Consider the following 22,057-nt stretch of genomic DNA (forward strand, 5'->3'; position numbering starts at 1 on the left):
ACATCATCATATAAAACTGGATAGTAATCATAAAAATAATTAGTTAATTAAATTTATATTAATTAAGTTAATAAATATAATGAATTAATCGCTATCATCCTTTTTCATTCAAAATAAATATTGACAATGAAAAAGGCAATAAAAGACTCGCGAGAAATAAATATTAATTATGCAATAAAATTACATATTATAATTAAAATTATAAATTCATATATATTAATATAGTAAAAAAATAAATGCTATATTTTCAGTCCAAAATACTTTCGATAATTATTATTCCTAGTAAAAATCTGTTGATTTTATTTTGTAAAAAAATAGAAAAAACAATAAACAAATCATATTTTCTTATGTTTAATAAGAATCAGAAAGAAGGCATTAAGATAATATAAAACAAAATGACAACCATTTATTTTTATTTAATTATTTAAATAAAATAGGGTTTAAATATCAAATTGATTGATATCAAAAGTTATATTGATCAAAAAATAATTTTATGCTGGAATAAAAAACCACACTTGGCGTTTTTCTCCCTAATTACACGACTTATAGCAGGCAGTAAATAGAATATAATATCCTGAAATGGATAGGTTTGCTGCTGGCTATCGCATGATATTTTTTTATTGTTACGGGTCTATAGATATGAACAAAAAATTCGATAAGCCGCGGTTACATAATCAGCAAAATTTGGTGAAACGTGTAGCCTGGATGAACATTGTCACCCAACTTGCGTTTCCCGTTGCTGGTGCATTCACTCCCGTTATCGCTACTGCCGAAACCCACTCAGCTTTTCAAAATGAAAAATGGAGATTACCAACAGAGCCTTATGTCCTGAAATCAGGGGAAACGGTCAAGATTGTCGCTAAACGTTATGGTTTAACTGTCTCTGATTTAGAAAAAATCAACCAATTGCGTACCTTTGATAAGCCTTTTATCGCGCTTGGAGTGGGTAGTGAGATTGATATTCCAAAACCTCGAAACAATAAATTTTTACCTTTTAACTATTCCTCATCAGAAATCTCTTTGTCAAAGCAACCTTTATTAAAACAATCATTATTAGAACAACCCTCATTAGGCAAAATCCCTATTAAAGAAGACAAGTCTTCTATTGATGAAAATTCTAGTAATCTGGCTGAAATTTCCTCTCGCATTGGCCAGTTTCTAGCCAGTGACGACATTAAGAATAATGCAGCAAGCCAATTAAACAGCCTGGCAGTGGGAGAAGCCAATCAGAAAATTCAAAATTGGTTGGGACGCTATGGCACTGCTCGTGTACAGCTTAATATGGATAGTCATGGCCATTTGAATGACAGCCAATTTGATATGTTACTGCCGCTGTATGATACCTATCACCAGATGATTTTTACACAGTTCGGCCTGCGCCATATTGATAAACGCAATACCGCCAATATTGGATTTGGACAACGTCATTTTTTTGATAATTGGATGCTGGGCTACAATGCTTTCTTTGACCATGATATCACTGGCGATAATAACCGACTCGGTCTTGGAGCAGAATATGCCCGCAATTACCTGAAATTAGCGGCTAACGGCTATATTCGCTTAAGTAATTGGAAAGAATCCCGCCTTTTGACCGATTATGATGAGCGACCCGCCAATGGCTTCGACCTAAAAATACAAGGTTATTTGCCTTCTTTACCACAACTTGGTGGTAATTTGATGTATGAGCAATACTTCGGGAATGAAGTTGGGCTTATGAATAAAGACCATCGCCAGAAAAATCCCGCTGCCTTCACTTTCGGGGTTGATTATACACCGATCCCATTGCTGACTTTCGGTATTGACCGCAAACAGGGTATGTCCGGTGGTGGGGAAACCCAATTCAATATCGAACTGAGTTATGAGATCGGTACGCCGTGGGCCAAGCAGATTGATCCAGATGCAGTAGCGTTTAAACGCTCTCTGCAAGGCAGCCGCTATGATTTGGTCGATCGCAACAACCAGATCGTTTTGGAATACCGCAAACGTGAAGTGATCTCTCTGGCAATAGATAATCTGATTATTGGTCATGCGAGAGATACCAAACCTCTTCATATCAGTGTCAACAGCAAATATGGGTTTAAAGATATTGAGTGGGATGCAGCAGACTTTTTTGCCAATGGAGGTAATATCCAACACCAAGGTGGCACACACTACCTGTTGACCTTGCCCAAATATCAATCTCAGGGCAACAACACCTACACGGTGGGAGCCATGGCTTACGATGAGCACGGTAATACATCCAAACGGGCTGAAGTGAAAGTACAAGTGCTTCCCGCTGTAGTTAATGCTAGTAAATCCACCTTCTCAGCAAAAGACAAAGAGCTTTTGGCCGATGATCGTGCCACCACCCTCCTGACATTAACCCTGAAAGATAAAGATGACAAACCTATCCGCGGAGTTGCCTCAGACATCAAATTAACCTCAAGTGGGTTAAGTGGAAATGGCAGTGATCCGAAGATCGATAAAATGAAAGAAGTCCAACCGGGTATCTATGAATCCAAACTCACTGCTGGCGAAAATATCGGGGTACTGAAAATCACTCCAGAAGTAGAGGGTATTATCATCAAGCCCGTCGAGATCATGTTCGTACATCCTGAGGCGCCAATTGTTAGAAATTTAGCCATAGTTGGCAAATTAGAGATGGGCCAGAAATTAAGTGCAACCTATACCTTTAATCCTAATCATGGCGACCCAACGGATAAATCGATCTATGTATGGGGCAATAAGGGCAATATTGACATAACCAAAGGCCATACAATAACAGAATCAGGCAAGATCCCCGACTATCCATTGACACTGTCAGATGCCGGCAGGGTGAAAGAGATTGTCATCCAGGCAAAAAATGCGATGGGTCTTATCGGCAATACACAGAGTGTTGATACCAGCATGAGTACCGATCAAGGAAACCATACTCATGATAGTGGAAAAGGAGGTACTGTCAGAGGGCTAGCCGATGACATGATGATCACAGTAAGCGCTGATAAGGTTAAAAACCATGAACCGATCATACTGAAAATCAAAACGCTAAATCACAAACAACCAGCCCAAAATGTCGCAGTCAGAGTTAACGCTATCAACGCACTGAATCGTCAGAATGTTACTGAGAAAATCACGGCTTTACTGAGAGGAAAATCAGGTACGTACCAAGGTTTCACGGATGATCAAGGTGTTTTGTCTATTGCAGTGACCGATCCAAACGGGCTTGGCGTGAAGACGACATTATCTATCTCAGTGGATGGTATTACAGCCTCACAAACTAAAGATGTCATTTTTACTGTGGCTACTAGCCCAGACGTTCCCGTGGCTAATTTTTGGGGGCATATGCCTGATACCGTAGTGGCTGAAAATGGTGTTGTCTTTAAGCGCCCTCGATTGAAAGCAGAGATAGCCGCAGAGAACGCTTATACTGAAAGTGGCGAAGAATGGCCGCGCCGTACAGCAATAGGAGCCAGATGGTACTGTAAGAAAACACATAGCAAGTTGCCAAAAAAAGAAGATTTGATGGCTTTGTACCGTGCCCATCCAAATAATGCAATGCATGACCAACTTGGTTGGCCCAAACATCGCTCCTATCGTTCTGCAACGATAGGGAAAGACGAAAAAGGAAGAGATGAACATTACGTTGTGAATATAGACGAAGGATTTGAAAAAGTTGTCAATGATAAACTCTATGATTACGTGATCTGTGAAGAATAACACCATTTGTAAGTCATTTTCATTGTCTGGCAAAATCCGCCTCAAGAGGGGCGGATAATTCTTCCCCATTCCTATAAATACATTATCCTGCCACACCTATTGACTTGACGGTGTTAAATTCTACCTTTGATAATAGCGTTTTAAATTTTTATCGTTATTAATCACATAATTTCAAAACGAAAATATATGTACGAATTTAACCTTGTGTTGCTATTACTTCAGCAGATGTGTATCTATCTGGTGATCGCTTGGCTCCTGAGTAAAACCCCGCTGTTTATTCCCTTGTTGCAAGTGACTGGCCGTTTACCTCATAAACTGATGTGTTACGTAATTTTTTCCATCTTCTGCATTATGGGAACGTATTTTGGGCTAAATGTTAACGATTCGATTGCCAATACCCGTGCGATTGGTGCTGTGTTAGGAGGCTTTCTCGGTGGGCCAACAGTCGGTGCGATGGTAGGGTTCACTGGGGGTTTACACCGCTATTCTCTCGGCGGGATGACTGCATTTAGCTGTATGGTATCCACCATTATAGAAGGTGTATTGGGTGGCCTTGTGCATATTTATTTGATGAAAAAAGGACAGATCAATAAATTATTGAACCCGTGGACGGCGGCCATTGTCACTTTCCTTGCTGAATGTAATCAAATGGGCATTATCCTGCTACTTGCCAATCCTTTTAGTGAAGCTCTGAGTTTGGTAAAAGATATTGCTGCCCCCATGATCATTGCCAATAGTATCGGGGCGGCCATGTTTATCCGTATCTTATTGGACAGACGCGCCATTTTCGAAAAATACACCAGTGCTTTTTCTGCCCAAGCGCTAAAAATTGCTGTTTATACAGAGGGAATTTTACGTAAGGGATTCAATGAAGATAATAGTATGCGCGTAGCAAAAGTTATCTATCAGGAGTTAGAGATCGGGGCTGTCGCGATTACGGATAGGGAGAAGTTACTGGCGTTTATTGGTATCGGCTCAGATCACCATTTACCTAGCACCCCGATTGCTGCTAAACAATCTCATCGTGCCATTGAGAATAATGAGGTCGTGTACGCTGATGGCAATGAAACGCCTTATTGCTGTTCCCTTAGCCCAACCTGCAAACTTGGTTCCGCTCTGGTGATCCCTTTACGGGGGGAAAACCAACAGGTTATTGGTACGATCAAACTCTATGAAGCCAAGAATCGTTTATTCAGTTCCATCAATCGCACATTGGGAGAGGGAATTGCCAGCCTGCTCTCTGCCCAAATTCTTGCCGGACAGTATGAACGGAATAAACAATCTTTGCTGCAATCAGAAATAAAGCTCCTTCACGCGCAAGTGAATCCTCACTTTTTATTTAATGCCTTAAATACACTGCAAGCTGTTATACGTCGGGATAGCCAGCAGGCAGGCCAGCTTGTGCAGTATCTCTCAACATTTTTCCGTAAGAATTTAAAGCGACCTGAAGATATTGCCACGTTAGAAAATGAGCTAGAGCATGTAAACGCTTACTTACAAATTGAAAAGGCCCGTTTCCGTGAGCATCTCCAAATTGCTATCGAGATACCTGAATCCTTGCTCGATGCACGGTTACCTGCCTTTTCTCTCCAACCAATGGTAGAAAATGCCATTAAACATGGCACATCACAGTTACTGGATACAGGAAGAATTACGATTAGAGCCTATCAAGAAGACCAATTGCTATTGGTAGAGATTGAAGATAATGCAGGGTTATATTGCCCCAAAAAAGTGGGGGATGAAGGTCTTGGGATGAGCTTAGTAGATAAACGTCTGCGGCTTCGTTATGGTAAACAGTATGGGGTGAGAGTTGATTGTCAACCAGAAGAATTTACCCGTGTCATTTTGTACTTACCATTAGAAAAAAAACAGGCTAAAAAAGCGGCGTAAATATGAATATATTGATTGTTGACGATGAGCCATTGGCTCGTGAAAATCTACGTTGTCTGCTGGCAGAGGAAACTGATATTCAAATTATTGGAGAATGTGCCAACGCAGTCGAAGCGATTGGTGCTATCCATCGTCTGAAACCCGATGTTGTTTTCCTCGATATTCAAATGCCCCGTATTACCGGACTGGAAATGGTAGGTATGCTCGATCCAGAGCATCGCCCTTACATTGTTTTCCTGACTGCATTTGATGAATATGCAGTGCAAGCCTTTGAAGAACATGCATTCGATTATTTATTGAAGCCGCTGGAAAAAGAGCGCCTGATTAAGACTCTGCAACGACTGCGTTCTGGCTATCAAAAACAAAATCTGGCAGATCTTCAACGTGAAGATGAACAACTGAAATATATTCCCTGCACCGGACATAGCCGAATCTGGCTGATGCCATTGGATGATGTTCTGTATGTCACTTCCCGCTTGAGTGGTGTATATGTCATGAGCGCTAACGGGCAGGAAGGCTTTACCGAGTTAACCCTGCGGACACTGGAAACTCGCACTTCATTAACTCGCTGCCATCGCCAATATTTAGTCAACATGATCCAATTACGGGAAATTGTTTTTGGAGACAATGGGCAGGCAGAGCTGGTATTGAGCAATGACAAACGTATTCCAGTGAGTCGTCGTTATCTGAAACCCCTTAAAGAAGCCTTGGGGTTAAATTGATAGCCGATTAGGGCATAATTTCTTCATCCTACAAGAAAATACCCAAAGGAAATGCCCTTATAGAAAAAGCCCTTTCTCCATTAAGAGAAAGGGCTTTATTTAATTCATCATTGCGATATTTTTAACGCAACGATGAATCAAGCAAATCAATGAAAGATTAGTACTTATACATTGCCATTGCTTTGACGACGACGTGGTGCACCACCATTGAAATCATCGTTACCGCGACCACGGAAAGAACCACGCTCACCACCACGACGTTCGTTGTTAAAACGACGACCACCATTATTGCCGAAACCATCGCGGTCACGACGTGATGAACCATTGCCACCATTACCGCCATTACCATTGCGGCCACCACGACGCTCACGACGTTCAAATGGTTGCGCATCACCCATCAACTGCATATTCATTGGTTTGTTCAGAATACGAGTACGGGTGAAGTGAGACAGCAATTCCCCTGGCATCCCTTTTGGCAGTTCAATCGTAGAGTGGGTAGCAAACAGTTTGATATTACCGATATAACGGCTGCTGATATCACCTTCGTTTGCAATTGCCCCCACAATATGACGAACTTCAACGCCATCATCACGGCCAACTTCAATGCGATACAATTCCATATCACCCACGTCACGACGTTCACGACGAGGACGATCACCTCTGTCACGTTCACCAAAACCATTGCCATTTCCATTGCTATTGCGGCGACGGTCATCACGATCGTTGAATTCACGGCGAGGACGACGTACTGGATCGGGTGGCAGAATAAGTGCTCGCTCACCCTGTGCCATTTTCAGCAGGGCTGCTGCCAGTGTTTCCATATCCAAATCATCGTTGGTGCCCAGCTTGGACAACAATGCACGGTATTGATCCAGATCGCTGCTTTCCAGTTGATTCTGAACATTAGTCGCAAATTTCTCCAGACGACGCTGGCTCAGAAGTTCTGCGTTCGGCAATTCAACTTCCGGGATAGTCAGTTTCATGGTGCGTTCAATGTTACGCAGCAAACGACGTTCGCGGTTTTCAACAAACAACAGAGCACGACCCGCACGGCCAGCACGACCGGTACGACCAATACGGTGCACATAAGATTCTGCGTCCATCGGAATGTCGTAGTTAACAACCAAGCTAATGCGATCAACATCAAGACCACGAGCAGCAACATCAGTCGCAATCAGAATGTCCAAACGGCCATCTTTCAGACGCTCAAGTGTTTGTTCACGCAGAGCCTGATTCATGTCACCATTCAGTGCCGCAGAGTTGTAACCGTTACGCTCCAGCGTTTCTGCAACTTCCAGCGTTGCATTCTTGGTGCGCACGAAAATAATTGCAGCATCAAAATCTTCTGCTTCAAGGAAACGTACCAGCGCTTCATTTTTGCGCATACCGTAAACAGACCAGTAGCTTTGGCTAATATCAGGACGGTTTGTGACACTGCTCTGAATACGAACTTCCTGCGGATCATTCATGAAACGACGGGTAATACGGCGGATCGCTTCTGGCATTGTCGCTGAGAACAGCGCAGTTTGATGTTCAGCAGGGATCTGGCTCATGATGTTTTCAACATCTTCGATAAAGCCCATACGCAACATTTCGTCAGCTTCATCCAGTACCAAACCTTTCAGGTTGGACAGATCCAATGTTCCGCGTTTCAGATGATCAAGCAAACGTCCTGGCGTTCCCACCACAACTTGTGGCCCCTGACGCAAGGCACGTAACTGAACGTCATAACGTTGTCCACCGTAAAGCGCAACAACATTCACATTGCGCATATGCTTGGAAAAGTCTGAACATGCTTCAGCAACCTGCACCGCCAGTTCACGGGTTGGCGCTAATACAAGGATTTGTGGCGCTTTAAGTTCAGCATCAATGTTATTCAATAAAGGTAAGCTGAAAGCTGCGGTTTTACCACTGCCAGTCTGTGCCATGCCCAGCACATCACGGCCGTTCAGCAGGTGAGGAATACATTGTTGTTGAATAGGAGAAGGCTTCTCATAGCCCATGTCTTGCAGTGCAGAAAGAATAGGTGCCGATAAACCTAAATCAGCAAAAGAGATTTCAGTCTCAGTGGTCATGTAATGGTGCCTCATTGATCGTGGCGGCCAGTCTACATAACACAGTGAAAAGAATTTCTGTCATTTTCATTTAAAATGTGAACTGGCTCAAATTATGTTATTAAACGAACAAACAAGCCCCCATCTCTAGAGATGTGAACTTTAAAATCTGTCGTGAAAATGTTCGTCAGCTATTGTTGGTTCGATTCCGATAAGTCATCTTGTTTTTGGCCCAATAGTGCCAATTCCAACAATGCGTAGCGGTGCTCAACAAAGTTATGCACATTGTTAGCCACCGTCAGCTTGAATAACGCAACTGCGCTATCCTCATCCCCCAGACTTAGGTAATGTTTACCTAAATAGAAGTCAGTTTCACTGAGATGCTCAGCGAGCGAAGTGTTATCTGTTGAACTCTGTTTTAAGCGTTCCATCAGTGTTTTTTCACTGATTTTGCCCAAATAGAATTCAACAATATTCCAGCCCCATCTTCCCCGGTTCGCTTTGTCAAAATGGTGCGACAAATTAGTCATTGCAGCCTTAGGATCAATTTTATCTTCCACAAGGTACAACCACAACGAACGGAAGGGATCATTTGGATCGTCTTGATAAAACGCCTGCAGATCATCCTGCGCCAATCGATAGCGGCCACCGTAATACAGTGCAATGCCGCGATTCATTCGCGCGTAGTTGTAAGTTGGATCAAGCTCTAAAACAGAATCAAACGCTTCATAGGCAGAATCAAAATTACCTGCCTGCGTAAAATAAATTCCTAGATAATTAAAAATCTCAGGAATATCAGGACGGATAGACAAAGCCACTGAAAAATCATTCTGTGCCAGTGCCCTCAGCCCAAGGCTATCATACAGCACACCTCGCTCATATAAAAGCTGTGCATATTCATCTTCCGTAAGTGACCGACTCGCAAGTATTTGCTCCATACGAGCCAGAATAACCTCTTGTTGCAATGTCGGTTGTAATGGAATAGCAATAACTTCATCTTTACGCCATCCAGTGCCACTACACCCCACAAGGAGAAAAATAGCCGCAACATAACACCAGCGCAGAAAAGAATTCATTTCCTACTCCCGAAGCCAGACATCAATCAGAATGCCCTATTACTCCACCCACATTGTATATTCCAGGCTTCCTGCCCAAAATTGACTTCTTCTCATCTTTCAGGCCATTGCCCAGCTATTGCCAACAATAACTCGAAATCTATTGAGATAAACGGCGCCCTTTTTACAGGACGCCGCTCTTTACGTCAAATTTATTCTACTGATGATTCCGGTGATTGCGGTTCCGCATCAGTCGTAATCACGGCTTCTTTCATGCTCAGGCGGATACGACCCTGACGGTCAATTTCCAGCACTTTTACAGGAACTTCTTGCCCGATTTGCAGATAATCAGTGACTTTCTCTACACGTTTTTCTGCGATCTGAGAAATGTGTACCAGCCCTTCTTTACCGCCACCGATAGCAACAAATGCGCCAAAATCAACAATGCGGGTCACTTTGCCATTATAAATACGACCAACTTCAACTTCCGCAGTGATTTCTTCGATACGTCTGATAGCATGACGTGCTTTGTCACCGTCAGTCGCCGCAATCTTCACTGTACCGTCGTCTTCAATTTCAATGGTAGTCCCTGTTTCTTCCGTCAATGCGCGGATCACAGAACCACCTTTACCAATCACGTCTTTGATCTTGTCTGGGTTGATCTTGATAGTGTGGATACGTGGTGCAAATTCAGAAATATCATTGCGTGGACAATTAATTGCCTGTTCCATCACATTCAGGATGTGCAAACGAGCACCTTTAGCCTGATTCAGAGCAATCTGCATGATTTCACGGGTAATGCCTTCGATTTTGATGTCCATTTGCAATGCGCTGACACCATCACGGCTACCTGCAACTTTAAAGTCCATGTCGCCCAGATGATCTTCGTCACCCAGAATGTCAGACAGAACAACAAAGTTATCCCCTTCTTTCACCAGCCCCATTGCGATACCTGCAACAGCGGCCTTAATTGGCACACCCGCATCCATCAATGCCAGCGATGCACCACAGACAGAGGCCATAGAAGAAGAACCGTTGGATTCAGTGATTTCAGATACCACACGAACGGTATATGGGAATTCGTTGATACCTGGCATTACAGCCAATACGCCACGTTTCGCCAAACGACCATGGCCAATTTCACGGCGTTTTGGTGAACCGACCATGCCAGTTTCACCGACAGAGTACGGAGGGAAGTTATAGTGGAACAGGAAGCGATCTGTACGCTCACCCATCAGCTCATCGATAACTTGAGCATCACGCTCTGTACCCAATGTTGCTGTTACCAGAGCCTGAGTTTCGCCACGGGTAAACAGGGATGAACCATGAGTACGTGGCAGTACACCTGTGCGAACGTCCAGAGCACGAACCATGTCTTTTTCACGGCCATCAATACGCGGTTCACCACGCAGAACACGGCTACGAACAACATTTTTTTCCAGAGTAGCGAGAACTTCAAGAACTTCTGTTTCTTCCTGTTCAACGCCTTTTTCTGCGAATTCTGCCAAGATAGCCGCAGTAACTTCTTCTTTGATGCTATCAACCTGAGCATAACGCGCCTGCTTCTCAGTAATGCGATAAGCATCACCCAGACGGCTTTCGGCCAGTTCTGCAACACGATCGTGCAAAGGCTGATTAACAGACTCTGGAGCCCAATCCCATTTTTCTTTACCCGCTTCAGCAACCAGCGCATTGATGTTATCAATCACAATCTGTTGTTGCTCATGACCAAACACCACCGCACCCAACATTTGCTCTTCAGTCAGCAATTCTGCTTCGGACTCTACCATCAGTACCGCGTTATTTGTACCTGCAACGACCAGATCCAAACGGCTGTGTTTCAACTCATCGCTGGTTGGATTCAGAACGTACTGATCGTTAATGTAACCAACACGCGCAGCACCAATTGGACCATTGAATGGAATACCAGACAGCGCCAGTACAGCGGAAGAACCGATCATGGCAACGATATCAGGGTTTACTTGTGGGTTAACAGAAACGACTGTCGCGATGATTTGAACTTCATTCAGGAAACCTTCTGGAAACAGAGGGCGTAGAGGACGGTCAATAAGACGAGCAACTAATGTTTCACCTTCGCCCGGACGGCCTTCGCGACGAAAAAAACTTCCCGGAATACGGCCAGCAGCGTAAGTGCGCTCCTGGTAGTTAACGGTCAGAGGGAAGAAATTCTGACCTGCTTTAACTTTCTTTTGACCAACAACGGTTACAAATACCGCTGTGTCATCCATATTTACCATAACGGCTGCTGTCGCCTGACGAGCCATCATGCCAGTTTCGATGGTCACAGTGTGTTGACCATACTGGAATTTACGAACAATCGGATTAAGCAAAATAATTTTCCTTCGTTAGTATTGCCGATTTAAGAAACCAGCAACAATGGATTTTCTCTTCTTGCTACACCCTCACGACTAATGACAGTGCTCACTGCTTTGAGGACTCTCATTAGCCGCGCGAGTCACTACTGTAGCGGAAGAGGTTCAAATTTTAGAGACGGTGCAAAAAACAGTAGATTAAATTTTCCGATTCTGTTTCTTGGCAATTCCGTTTCCTAGAAGAAAAGGGGCCCGATTAGGCCCCTTTCCACTGAAACTCATCAATTAGCGACGCAGTCCCAGACGCTCAATCAGAGCAACATAGCGTGCCACATCTTTACGCTTCAGGTAGTCCAGCTGCTTACGACGTTGTGCAACCTTTCTCAGCAGACCACGACGGCTGTGGTGATCTTTTTTGTGCTCTGAAAAGTGACCTTGCAGGTGGTTGATGTCAGCAGTCAGCAGTGCGATCTGAACTTCGCTGGAACCACTGTCGTTAGCGCCGCGACCAAATTCAGCAATAATCTGCGCTTTTGCAGCAGTACTTAGAGACATAGTATAACTCCAAATTGTAATTAAAATGACGAGTGCCGATCTCTAATTCAGCCACTCATGTACAGACGCGGTATTCTACGCTGCAAATAGGTGAAGCGCAAGACAGTACAATCACCGTCATTCTATGCCCCAACTCAATTTACCTGCTGCAAATTCCTTGTCTGTTGCTATCATTATTCCGTTTCAACAACCAGACGGCGTGGAGCCACTAGTCCATCACCATCAATCACTGCAATGCCGATGAATTTATTTTCATCTCCTTCGGTCACCCTCACCCATTCATCTGAAGCCAAATTATGTTTGCTTCGAACCGGCTGGCCTTGTTTGAAGTAAGACGCAACGACAGATGTTAAGTGAATGACAGGAAAATGAGCCACTGCGGTATCCATTGGTAGCAACAATGGATCAAGTAATTCCCACACCTCAATTTCTTGATCTTCAGCCTGTTGTTTTAACTGATATAACTGTTCCAACGTTACCATTCTTTGATTGGGATAATTGGCAACCTGCAAACGACGCAGATAAATGACATGCGCGCCACAACCCAAAAGTTCCCCTAAATCATCAATAATGGTACGAATGTAAGTTCCCTTGGAACAGTGTATTTCCAATTCCAACTCATTCCCTTCCCAGCGAATGAATTGTAATTCATAAACAGTGATAGGACGCGCTTCACGCTCAACTTCAATACCCTGACGGGCATATTCGTATAACGGTTTTCCCTGATGTTTCAATGCAGAGTACATAGAAGGAATCTGCATGGTATCACCACGGAATTTATCCAATGCAGCATTAAGCTGAGACTCGGTGATTTTTACGTCGCGCTCATTGATGATTGTTCCATGTGAATCCGACGTATCTGTACGTTGCCCCAAACGGGCAATCACACGATAGCGCTTGTCAGAATCCAGCAAGAATTGGGAAAATTTGGTCGCTTCACCCAGACAAATCGGCAACATGCCTGTCGCCAATGGATCCAGTGCACCAGTATGACCCGCCTTACTGGCATTGAAAATCCGCCTGACTTTCTGTAACGCATCATTGGAGGAAATATCTTGCGGCTTATCCAGCAACAATACACCGTGTATAGAACGGCCTCTACGACGGCGCCCCATCATTTTTCCTCATTATGATCCGTAGATGCGCGACGCTTCTCATCATCTTTAACGACGTTGCTAACCAAATTCGACATGCGCATTCCTTCTACCAAAGAACTGTCATAAGAGAATGTCAGTTCAGGAATGATACGCAGGCGCATCGCTTTACCCAGCAGGGAACGGATAAAACCAGAAGCTTCGTTCAATGCCTTGATACCTTCTTTAACCATATTTGAATCATGCCCGTCCACCAGCACATTCAGAAAGGTGACAAAGACTTTGGCATAAGCCAGATCGCGAGAAACCTCAACACCGGAGACTGTCGCCATGCCGATACGGGGATCTTTGATTTCACGCTGTAAAATGATGGCAATTTCTTTTTGCATTTCCTGTGCAACGCGCTGAGTACGACTAAATTCTCTTGCCATTGTTATATCTCCTGACATTTTGGGGGGCATAAAGCCCCCCAAGAATGGAATGAATTTATTAATAAATAATGGTATTAATCGATGGAGCGTTTAATTTCAATCACTTCAAAGACTTCAATCATATCGCCAACGCGAACATCATTGTAGTTCTTCACACCAATACCACATTCCATACCATTACGGACTTCGTTAACGTCATCCTTAAAGCGACGCAAGGATTCCAATTCACCTTCGTAAATAACAACGTTATCTCGCAGTACGCGGATCGGATTATTACGCTTGATGGAACCTTCTGTCACCATACAACCAGCAATCGCACCAAATTTCGGTGACTTAAACACATCACGAACTTCGGCAAGACCCATGATCTGCTGTTTGTATTCTGGTGCCAGCATACCGCTCATAGCCTGTTTGATCTCATCAATCAGGTTATAGATAACGGAGTAGTAACGCAGATCCAGACTTTCGTTTTCAATGATACGACGCGCAGAAGCATCAGCACGAACGTTGAAGCCCAGAATAATTGCTTCAGATGCCGCTGCCAGCGTCGCATCAGTTTCAGTGATACCACCCACACCAGAACCGATGATTTTCACTTTCACTTCATCAGTAGACAGTTTCAGCAGTGAATCACTAATTGCTTCACATGTACCTTGAACATCTGTTTTCAGAACAATGTTCAGTTCAGATACCTTGCCTTCTTCTAAGTTAGCGAAGATGTTTTCCAGCTTAGCTTTATGCTGACGAGCCAATTTCACTTCACGGAATTTACCTTGACGATACAAGGCCACTTCACGCGCTTTTTTCTCATCACGAACAACTGTCGCTTCATCACCCGCAGATGGCACATTGGACAGACCCAAAATTTCCACTGGGATAGACGGGCCTGCCGAGGTCACTTCACGGCCGAGTTCGTTACGCATCGCACGGATACGTCCATATTCGAAACCACACAGAACGATATCGCCTTTGTTCAGCGTACCAGACTGAACCAGAATGGTTGCAACTGGACCGCGGCCTTTATCCAGGAAGGATTCAATGACCACACCATTTGCCATACCAGTGCGTACCGCTTTCAGTTCAAGGACTTCGGACTGAAGCAAAATGGCTTCCAGCAATTCATCAATACCAATACCAGCTTTGGCAGACACATTGATGAACTGGTTTTCACCGCCCCACTCTTCTGAAATGATACCGTACTGTGACAATTCATTCTTCACGCGATCCGGATCAGCTTCTGGCTTATCGATCTTGTTCACAGCAACAACAACCGGTACGTTGGCCGCTTTAGCGTGTTGAATAGCTTCGATGGTCTGTGGCATCACACCATCATCCGCTGCTACAACCAGAACAACGATATCTGTTGCTTTCGCACCACGTGCACGCATGGAGGTAAACGCAGCATGGCCTGGGGTATCCAAGAAGGTGATCATGCCTTTTTCAGTTTTCACATGATACGCACCAATGTGCTGGGTAATACCACCCGCCTCTCCAGAAGCCACTTTAGTGGAACGGATATAGTCGAGCAGAGAAGTTTTACCGTGGTCAACGTGCCCCATGATGGTGACAACTGGTGCACGAGGTTCTGCCTGGGTTTCACCTGTATCACGATCACTCATCAGCGCTTCTTCCAGTTCGTTTTCACGACGCAGGATAACTTTGTGCCCCATTTCTTCGGCAACCAGTTGCGCTGTTTCTTGATCGATCACTTGGTTGATGGTTACCATTGCGCCCATGTTCATCATGGTCTTAATGACCTGAGCACCTTTAACGGCCATTTTGTTAGCCAATTCTGCAACAGTAATTGTCTCACCAATCACAACGTCACGGTTAACCGCAGCTACAGGTTTTGTGAAGCTCTGCTGTAAAGTGCTAGGCTTACGTTGCTTACCTTTGGTACGACCCACAGCGCGCGCTTCTTCGCGATCAGCTTTCGATTCAGAATGTTTGTTATTCTTCTTCTGGCGAGCTTTGCCGCCACGGGAGCGGGAACGACGATCGCCTTCTACTTTGGCGTCATTTTCATCTTCCGCATCACGAGCATAGCGGGAAGTGGTTACGTGGTAGTCACTACTGTCACTGTTATCAGAGTCATCAGTCCATTTGTCTTGATTCTCTTCTGCCATTCGACGTGCTTCTTCTGCAACACGCTTCGCTTCCGCTTCCACCTTACGGCGCATTTCTTCTTCAGCTTTACGTTTTAAATTTGCAGCTTCGGCTTCACGACGCGCTTTTTCATTTTGCACGGCAGAGTGAGTCTTATCTGATTTTGGTTTGTTTTCGGTATGTTGCTTAATCACTTTTTCTTTTTCCGCCGCCTCACGCGGAGACAGTTTAGCCTCTTCACGTTTGGCTTTTTCTTCTGCTTCACGTCGAGCGCTCTCTTCTGCTTCACGTTTGGCTTTTTCTTCAGCTTCACGTTTAGCTTGCTCTTCCGCGAATTTTTTCGCTTCAGCCTCAAGCCGCGCCTTCTCTTCTGCCTCGCGCCGAGCCTGCTCTTCCGCTTCACGCTGAACCTGTTCTTCCGCTTTAGCCTGTTCAAGGGCATCACGGTTCACATATGTGCGTTTTTTGCGGACTTCAATCGCTACCGATTTACTTTTGCCACCGGTGCCAGGAACGTTCAGTGTACTGCGTGTTTTACGCTGTAGTGTCAATTTACCCGGCTGACCGCCAGAACCGCCTTGTTCACGGTTCAGGTAGGCCAGCAAAGCTTCTTTTTCTTTCTGGGAAACAGAGTCAGTTGCGGTTTTCTGAATGCCAGCATCAGCGAATTGCTGGATTAGACGTTCTTCCGATGTCTGGATCTCTTCTGCCAGTAATTTTACGGTTACCTCTGTCATTCTGTTCCTTCCTGCTACAGTTTATTTATGCATCATCGCCAAACCAACAGATATTGCGGGCTGCCATAATGAGTTCTCCTGCTTTCTCATCATTCAGTCCTTCGATATCAGATAAGTCGTCGATACCCTGCTCGGCAAGATCTTCCAGAGTGCAGATGCCACGGGCAGCCAGGTTAAACGCCAAAGTACGCTCCATGCCAGGCAGATTCAATAAATCTTCGGCAGGTTGCTGATCACTAAGACTCTCTTTCTGAGCCAGTTCCAGCGTCGTCAAGGCCGCTTTAGCACGTTCACGAAGAGCTTCAACGGTTTCTTCATCAAGGCCTTCTACTGCCAGAAGTTCATTGATTGGCACATAAGCCAGTTCTTCCAGTGTAGAGAAACCTTCCTCGACTAATACAGTGGCGAAATCTTCATCAATGTCGAGATGCTTAGTAAATGTATCAATAGAAGCGTGTGCTTCTGCCTGATGTTTTGCTTGTAGCTCTTCCGCAGTCATGACATTGAGTTCCCATTTGTCATCACCACGATGTTTTTTCAACAGTTGTGCCGCCAGACGAACGTTCTGACCATTACGTCCAATCGCCTGAGCAAGATTACTGTTTTCTACGGCAACATCCATAGTGCAGTTGTCTTCGTCAACCACAATAGATGCAACATCCGCCGGAGCCATTGCATTAATGACAAACTGCGCAGGGTTATCGTCCCACAGCACGATGTCAATTCTTTCACCGCCCAGTTCACTGGAAACGGCTTGTACCCTTGCACCACGCATACCAACACAAGCGCCAACAGGATCAATACGCTTGTCGTTGGTTTTCACTGCGATCTTGGCACGGGAACCCGGATCACGAGCAGCCGCCTTGATCTCAATGATTTCTTCACCGATCTCAGGTACTTCGATGCGGAACAATTCAACCAACATCTCAGGACGAGAACGAGTGATGAAAAGCTGTGCACCACGTGCTTCAGGGCGAACATCATACAGAACACCACGCACGCGGTCACCTGGACGAAAGTTTTCCCGTGGCAACATGTCTTCACGTAAAATGACCGCTTCAGCATTATTACCTAAATCTAAGGTAATATTTTCGCGGTTCATTTTTTTGACCTGACCGGTCACGATCTCACCCTGTTGTTCACGGAATTGATCAACAACCATCGCACGCTCAGCTTCACGTACTTTCTGTACGATAACCTGTTTTGCCGTCTGAGTCGTAATGCGGTCAAAGGTCACTGATTCAATTTGATCTTCAATATAACCCCCCAGCTCAATCTCTGGGTTGTCAAATTTTGCCGCTTCCAGTGTGATTTCGCGCGTTGGCAGAGTCACTTCGTCAACAACTAACCAGCGACGGAAGGTATCAAAATCACCTGATTTACGATCGATACAGACGCGGACGTCGATTTCCTGCTCATATTTTTTCTTGGTGGCTGTCGCCAGTGCAATCTCTAATGCTTCGAAGATTTTTTCGCGAGGGAGTGATTTTTCATTAGAAACCGCTTCCACAACAGCCAGAATTTCTTTATTCATCCTAGTTGCCTCATCCGAACTTTAAAAGTGGGGTACCAGGTTCGCTTTCTGGATGTTGCTCAGTGCGAACACTTCGTCTTTTCCATCCACCGTAACCGTAATCATTTCACCATCAACTGCCTTGATGATACCTTGCCATTTGCGACGGTTCTGCATTGCCATGCGTAAAACCAAGCTGACTTCTTCACCTATAAAACGCTGGTAATGTTCAGCCTTAAACAGTGGACGCTCAAGCCCTGGTGAAGATATTTCCAGGTTATAAAGCCCTGGAATCGGATCTTCAACATCAAGCACTGCACTGACCTGGTGGCTAACATCAGCACAATTATCAACAGTGATACCCTCCTCACTATCGATATAGACTCGCAACGTCGATACACGAGCGCGAATAAACTCCAGGCCAACTAATTCAAAACCCAAAGCTTCAACTGGTGCTGAAATTATCTCTGTTAATTTTTGCTCTAACGTGGACAAGCCCACCCCCAAGACATAAAAAAAGGGCTATATTAGCCCAGTAATTCTGCTGTCAAATAACAAAAAACCCCGATACTCGGGGCTTTATGCAACTGGACCCTGTTTACTGCCAGCGGTCTCAACCTACTTCTTTTTTATACCTTTCAAAGCAACCTGTCAAATCAGGAGAGATATCTCAATGGCTGCTGAATATTACTATTGAAAAGGTATAGATTGTTAAGAAGTGGTTGCGGGAGCCGGATTTGAACCGACGACCTTCGGGTTATGAGCCCGACGAGCTACCATGCTGCTCCATCCCGCGTTCGAAAACGTGGCAAATCTTACGCTGATAATACTAAAAACGCAAGTTTCTAGATTAATGGTGCCGAGGACGGGACTTGAACCCGTACGCCCGTTGTTTAGGCACTACCACCTCAAGGTAGCGTGTATACCAATTTCACCACCTCGGCACTGATTTTTATAGGGCTGTTATTCTAAATAGTTAGATAAACTCATCGTTAAAACCAACAACCCTATCTCAATTCTGTTACTGAATATTACTGTGGGATATCACTATTTGGTTTTGCTGGCGTTGCCGGAACTTCTGCCTGTTTTTCAACTTTTACAGGATCGACAAGGTTATCCCATTTACTGCTAGAACCCGTCTTATTGCTGGTCATGTTACCAAGAATCAGGCTGATAACAATGAACAACGTGGCAAAAATGGCCGTCATGCGGGTCATAAAATTACCGGAACCCGATGAACCAAACAGCGTGTTAGATGCACCCGCGCCGAAAGAAGCACCCATATCAGCACCTTTACCTTGCTGTAGCAGAACCAGAGCGATTAGCCCGATACCAACCAGCAAGAATATACCTAAAAGAGCTTCATACATATGTTGTACCTGTTTCCTCGTGGCTTTTACCACAATTTCATAGCGACGTTATGTTGCATCACCCGCTCACAAAATTAGAAAAATTAACTTATTGAGCGGGTGTGAATACTAACCAAAGCGTATCAGACACGCAAGATTAATTTTAAATCCTGACGCCGATCGAGCAAAAAATAAACAAATCAGCCGATTTTTTTCACAGCATCAGCAATACGATGCGCTAATGCCGTGACTTGCTGTTCATCTTCGCCTTCCACCATGACACGAATCAATGGTTCTGTACCTGATTTACGCAGCAAAACACGACCACAACCATTCAATTCAGTCTCAACTGATTTTACGGTTTCAAGCACTGATTCTGATTGCAGGGGATCAACATCACCTGCAAAGCGAACGTTAACCAAAACTTGAGGTAAAAGTTTCATGCCACTGCACAGATCATGCAGGCTCATATTATTGCGTACCATTGCACTCAAGACTTGCAATCCAGCAACAATTCCGTCTCCTGTTGTGGTTTTGTCCAACAAAATCACATGGCCTGAATTTTCTGCGCCCAGACGCCAGCCTTTTTCCTGCAATTTTTCCAGAACATAGCGGTCGCCAACTTTTGCACGTTCAAATGGAATACCAAGCTGTTTCAGTGCCAACTCCAGCCCCATATTGCTCATCAACGTACCCACAGCACCACCACGTAGCTGGCCTTGTCTCAACGCCTCACGTGCAATGATATAAATGATCTGATCGCCATCAACCTTTTGCCCCAGATGATCAACCATAATGATACGGTCGCCGTCACCATCAAATGCCAGACCTACGTGCGCTTGTTCTTCCAGTACGCGCTGTTGCAATAGACGGACATCTGTTGCACCACACTCTTCATTGATATTGATGCCATTAGGCTCACAACCAATGGTAATAACCTCCGCTCCCAACTCTCTGAGCACATTCGGTGCGATATGATAGGTCGCACCATTGGCGCAATCTAAAACAATTTTCAATCCATTTAAACTTTGTTCACTGGGGAATGTCCCTTTACAAAATTCAATGTAACGACCCGCCGCATCAACTATCCGATTTGCCCGCCCTAACTCAGCAGATTCCACACAAGTCAGAGGCTTTTCCATTTCTGCTTCAATCGCTTCTTCAACATCATCCGGTAATTTAGTCCCATCGATGGAGAAGAATTTAATGCCGTTATCATAGTAAGGGTTGTGGGAAGCAGAAATGACAATGCCGGCTTCAGCACGAAAAGTACGTGTCAGATACGCCACGGCAGGTGTTGGCATCGGGCCGGTAAAGGATGCCGACAGTCCCGCAGCGGCTAACCCTGCTTCCAATGCAGATTCCAACATATAACCTGAGATTCGGGTATCTTTACCAATAATAATTTTGCGAGAACCATGACGCGCCAACACTTTCCCCGCAGCCCAACCAAGTTTCAATACAAAGTCAGGGGTAATTGGGGTATTACCCACTTTGCCACGGATACCGTCAGTGCCAAAATATTTACGGTTACTCATAAATTTCTTTTTCCTTTGCTGAACGAATTTTCTGCTCTCAGCGTTTTTTTGCTGACATCATGTTCTTTACAAACGGTGTATTTTACAAACTATATATTCTATGAACATGGATTCTTTTCAGATAGCGTTGCATGAACAACTTGCATTGCCTGAACGGTTTCTTTTACATCATGTACACGGATAATCTGGGCACCTTTCATGGCTGCAATCACAGCACAAGCAACGCTTCCTGTCACACGCTCCTGCGGTGGCACATCAAGTAATTGACCAATCATGGACTTGCGTGACATCCCCGCCAGAATAGGTAATCCCAAATGATGAAATTCTTGCAAGTGAGCCAATAACTGATAATTATGCGATAAGTTCTTACCAAAACCGAAACCAGGATCAAGAATCAGGTTGTTTTTCGCGATACCCGCCGCAACACAACGCTCAATTTGCTGTATCAGGAAGGTTTTTACTTCCGATACAACATCTTCATAGTGAGGTTCTGTTTGCATGGTGCGAGGTTGTCCCTGCATATGCATCAAGCAAATTGGCAAACCACTTTGTGCTGCCGCTTCAAGTGCTCCAGGTTCCTGTAACGCACGGACGTCATTGATAATATGCGCTCCCGCCTTGGCTGATTCCCGCATAACATCAGCTTTTGAGGTATCAACAGAGATCCAGATATCAAAGCGCTGTGCCAATACCTCAATCACAGGAATAACACGATCCAGCTCTTCCTGTTCACTTACTTCATTCGCTCCAGGACGAGTTGATTCTCCTCCCACATCAATAATCGTTGCTCCCTCTTTGATCATCTCAGCAGCATGTTTCAATGCCGCATCAAAAGTATTATGGGTTCCACCATCAGAGAAGGAATCGGGAGTGACATTCAAAATTCCCATTACTTGTGGGCAGGAAAGATCGAGGACGCTGCCTCTGGCAGTCAGTTTCATCGCTAGGTGCCTTAATGTCAAAACCCCAGGACAAGCCTGGGGT

Annotated in this window: 15 protein-coding genes and 2 tRNA genes; 3 read left to right on the forward strand and 14 right to left on the reverse strand. The window is 44.6% G+C overall.

What is annotated here, in order from left to right; genetic code table 11:
- Window positions 1-639 precede the first annotated feature (639 nt).
- From Xentx_RS09010 to btsR, 3 genes are all read left to right on the forward strand, one after another.
- On the forward strand, window positions 640-3,696 hold the full coding sequence (locus tag Xentx_RS09010; protein WP_074019920.1) for an inverse autotransporter beta domain-containing protein: 3,057 nt from the start codon (window positions 640-642) through the stop codon (window positions 3,694-3,696).
- 186 nt (window positions 3,697-3,882) lie between these two features.
- Window positions 3,883-5,586 carry a sensor histidine kinase gene (locus Xentx_RS09015; protein ID WP_074019921.1) on the forward strand — a complete coding sequence of 568 codons (1,704 nt, stop codon included), beginning with the start codon at window positions 3,883-3,885 and terminating at the stop codon, window positions 5,584-5,586.
- 2 nt (window positions 5,587-5,588) lie between these two features.
- Window positions 5,589-6,308, forward strand: a complete 720-nt coding sequence (btsR, locus tag Xentx_RS09020) for a two-component system response regulator BtsR (protein ID WP_074019922.1) — start codon at window positions 5,589-5,591, stop codon at window positions 6,306-6,308.
- A 164-nt stretch (window positions 6,309-6,472) separates the two neighbouring features.
- On the opposite strand, the gene Xentx_RS09025 is transcribed toward btsR, so the two are convergent.
- The 14 genes from Xentx_RS09025 to folP all read right to left on the reverse strand — a co-directional run bounded on the left by Xentx_RS09025 (window position 6,473) and on the right by folP (window position 22,014).
- Window positions 6,473-8,383 (reverse strand): DEAD/DEAH family ATP-dependent RNA helicase, encoded by a 1,911-nt coding sequence (locus tag Xentx_RS09025; protein WP_074019923.1) that lies wholly within the window; start codon window positions 8,381-8,383, stop codon window positions 6,473-6,475.
- A 170-nt stretch (window positions 8,384-8,553) separates the two neighbouring features.
- Complete coding sequence (nlpI, locus tag Xentx_RS09030) at window positions 8,554-9,438, reverse strand: lipoprotein NlpI (RefSeq protein WP_074019924.1); 885 nt, start codon at window positions 9,436-9,438, stop codon at window positions 8,554-8,556.
- A gap of 191 nt (window positions 9,439-9,629) precedes the next feature.
- The gene (gene pnp, locus Xentx_RS09035; RefSeq protein WP_074019925.1) at window positions 9,630-11,768 is read right to left on the reverse strand and encodes a polyribonucleotide nucleotidyltransferase; all 2,139 of its coding nucleotides are present in this window, start codon (window positions 11,766-11,768) and stop codon (window positions 9,630-9,632) included.
- A 267-nt stretch (window positions 11,769-12,035) separates the two neighbouring features.
- Window positions 12,036-12,305 carry a 30S ribosomal protein S15 gene (gene rpsO / locus Xentx_RS09040; RefSeq protein ID WP_074019926.1) on the reverse strand — a complete coding sequence of 90 codons (270 nt, stop codon included), beginning with the start codon at window positions 12,303-12,305 and terminating at the stop codon, window positions 12,036-12,038.
- 173 nt (window positions 12,306-12,478) lie between these two features.
- Window positions 12,479-13,420 carry a tRNA pseudouridine(55) synthase TruB gene (gene truB, locus Xentx_RS09045; RefSeq protein WP_074019927.1) on the reverse strand — a complete coding sequence of 314 codons (942 nt, stop codon included), beginning with the start codon at window positions 13,418-13,420 and terminating at the stop codon, window positions 12,479-12,481.
- Window positions 13,420-13,830: a 30S ribosome-binding factor RbfA gene (rbfA, locus tag Xentx_RS09050; RefSeq protein WP_074019928.1), complete on the reverse strand. Its 411-nt coding sequence runs from the start codon at window positions 13,828-13,830 to the stop codon at window positions 13,420-13,422. The genes truB and rbfA overlap by 1 nt, the downstream gene beginning before the upstream one ends.
- A gap of 74 nt (window positions 13,831-13,904) precedes the next feature.
- Entirely contained in the window at window positions 13,905-16,673 is a 2,769-nt protein-coding gene (infB, locus tag Xentx_RS09055; protein WP_074019929.1) for a translation initiation factor IF-2, read from the reverse strand.
- A 25-nt stretch (window positions 16,674-16,698) separates the two neighbouring features.
- Window positions 16,699-18,207, reverse strand: a complete 1,509-nt coding sequence (nusA, locus tag Xentx_RS09060; protein ID WP_074019930.1) for a transcription termination factor NusA — start codon at window positions 18,205-18,207, stop codon at window positions 16,699-16,701.
- Between the two features lie 21 nt (window positions 18,208-18,228).
- Window positions 18,229-18,681 (reverse strand): ribosome maturation factor RimP, encoded by a 453-nt coding sequence (rimP, locus tag Xentx_RS09065; RefSeq protein ID WP_139292463.1) that lies wholly within the window; start codon window positions 18,679-18,681, stop codon window positions 18,229-18,231.
- 224 nt (window positions 18,682-18,905) lie between these two features.
- Window positions 18,906-18,982: transfer RNA gene (locus Xentx_RS09070), tRNA-Met, on the reverse strand.
- 58 nt (window positions 18,983-19,040) lie between these two features.
- Window positions 19,041-19,130 (reverse strand) — tRNA-Leu (locus Xentx_RS09075).
- Window positions 19,131-19,217: 87 nt separating this feature from the next.
- A complete protein-coding gene (secG, locus tag Xentx_RS09080; RefSeq protein WP_074019932.1) occupies window positions 19,218-19,556 on the reverse strand; it encodes a preprotein translocase subunit SecG in 339 nt (112 codons plus the stop codon).
- A 179-nt stretch (window positions 19,557-19,735) separates the two neighbouring features.
- Window positions 19,736-21,073: a phosphoglucosamine mutase gene (glmM, locus tag Xentx_RS09085; protein ID WP_074019933.1), complete on the reverse strand. Its 1,338-nt coding sequence runs from the start codon at window positions 21,071-21,073 to the stop codon at window positions 19,736-19,738.
- Window positions 21,074-21,171: 98 nt separating this feature from the next.
- Complete coding sequence (folP, locus tag Xentx_RS09090; RefSeq protein ID WP_074019934.1) at window positions 21,172-22,014, reverse strand: dihydropteroate synthase; 843 nt, start codon at window positions 22,012-22,014, stop codon at window positions 21,172-21,174.
- Between the last annotated feature and the right edge of the window lie 43 nt (window positions 22,015-22,057).

It is taken from the genome of Xenorhabdus thuongxuanensis (assembly GCF_001908095.1).
GTDB classification, from domain to species: Bacteria; Pseudomonadota; Gammaproteobacteria; order Enterobacterales; family Enterobacteriaceae; genus Xenorhabdus; species Xenorhabdus thuongxuanensis.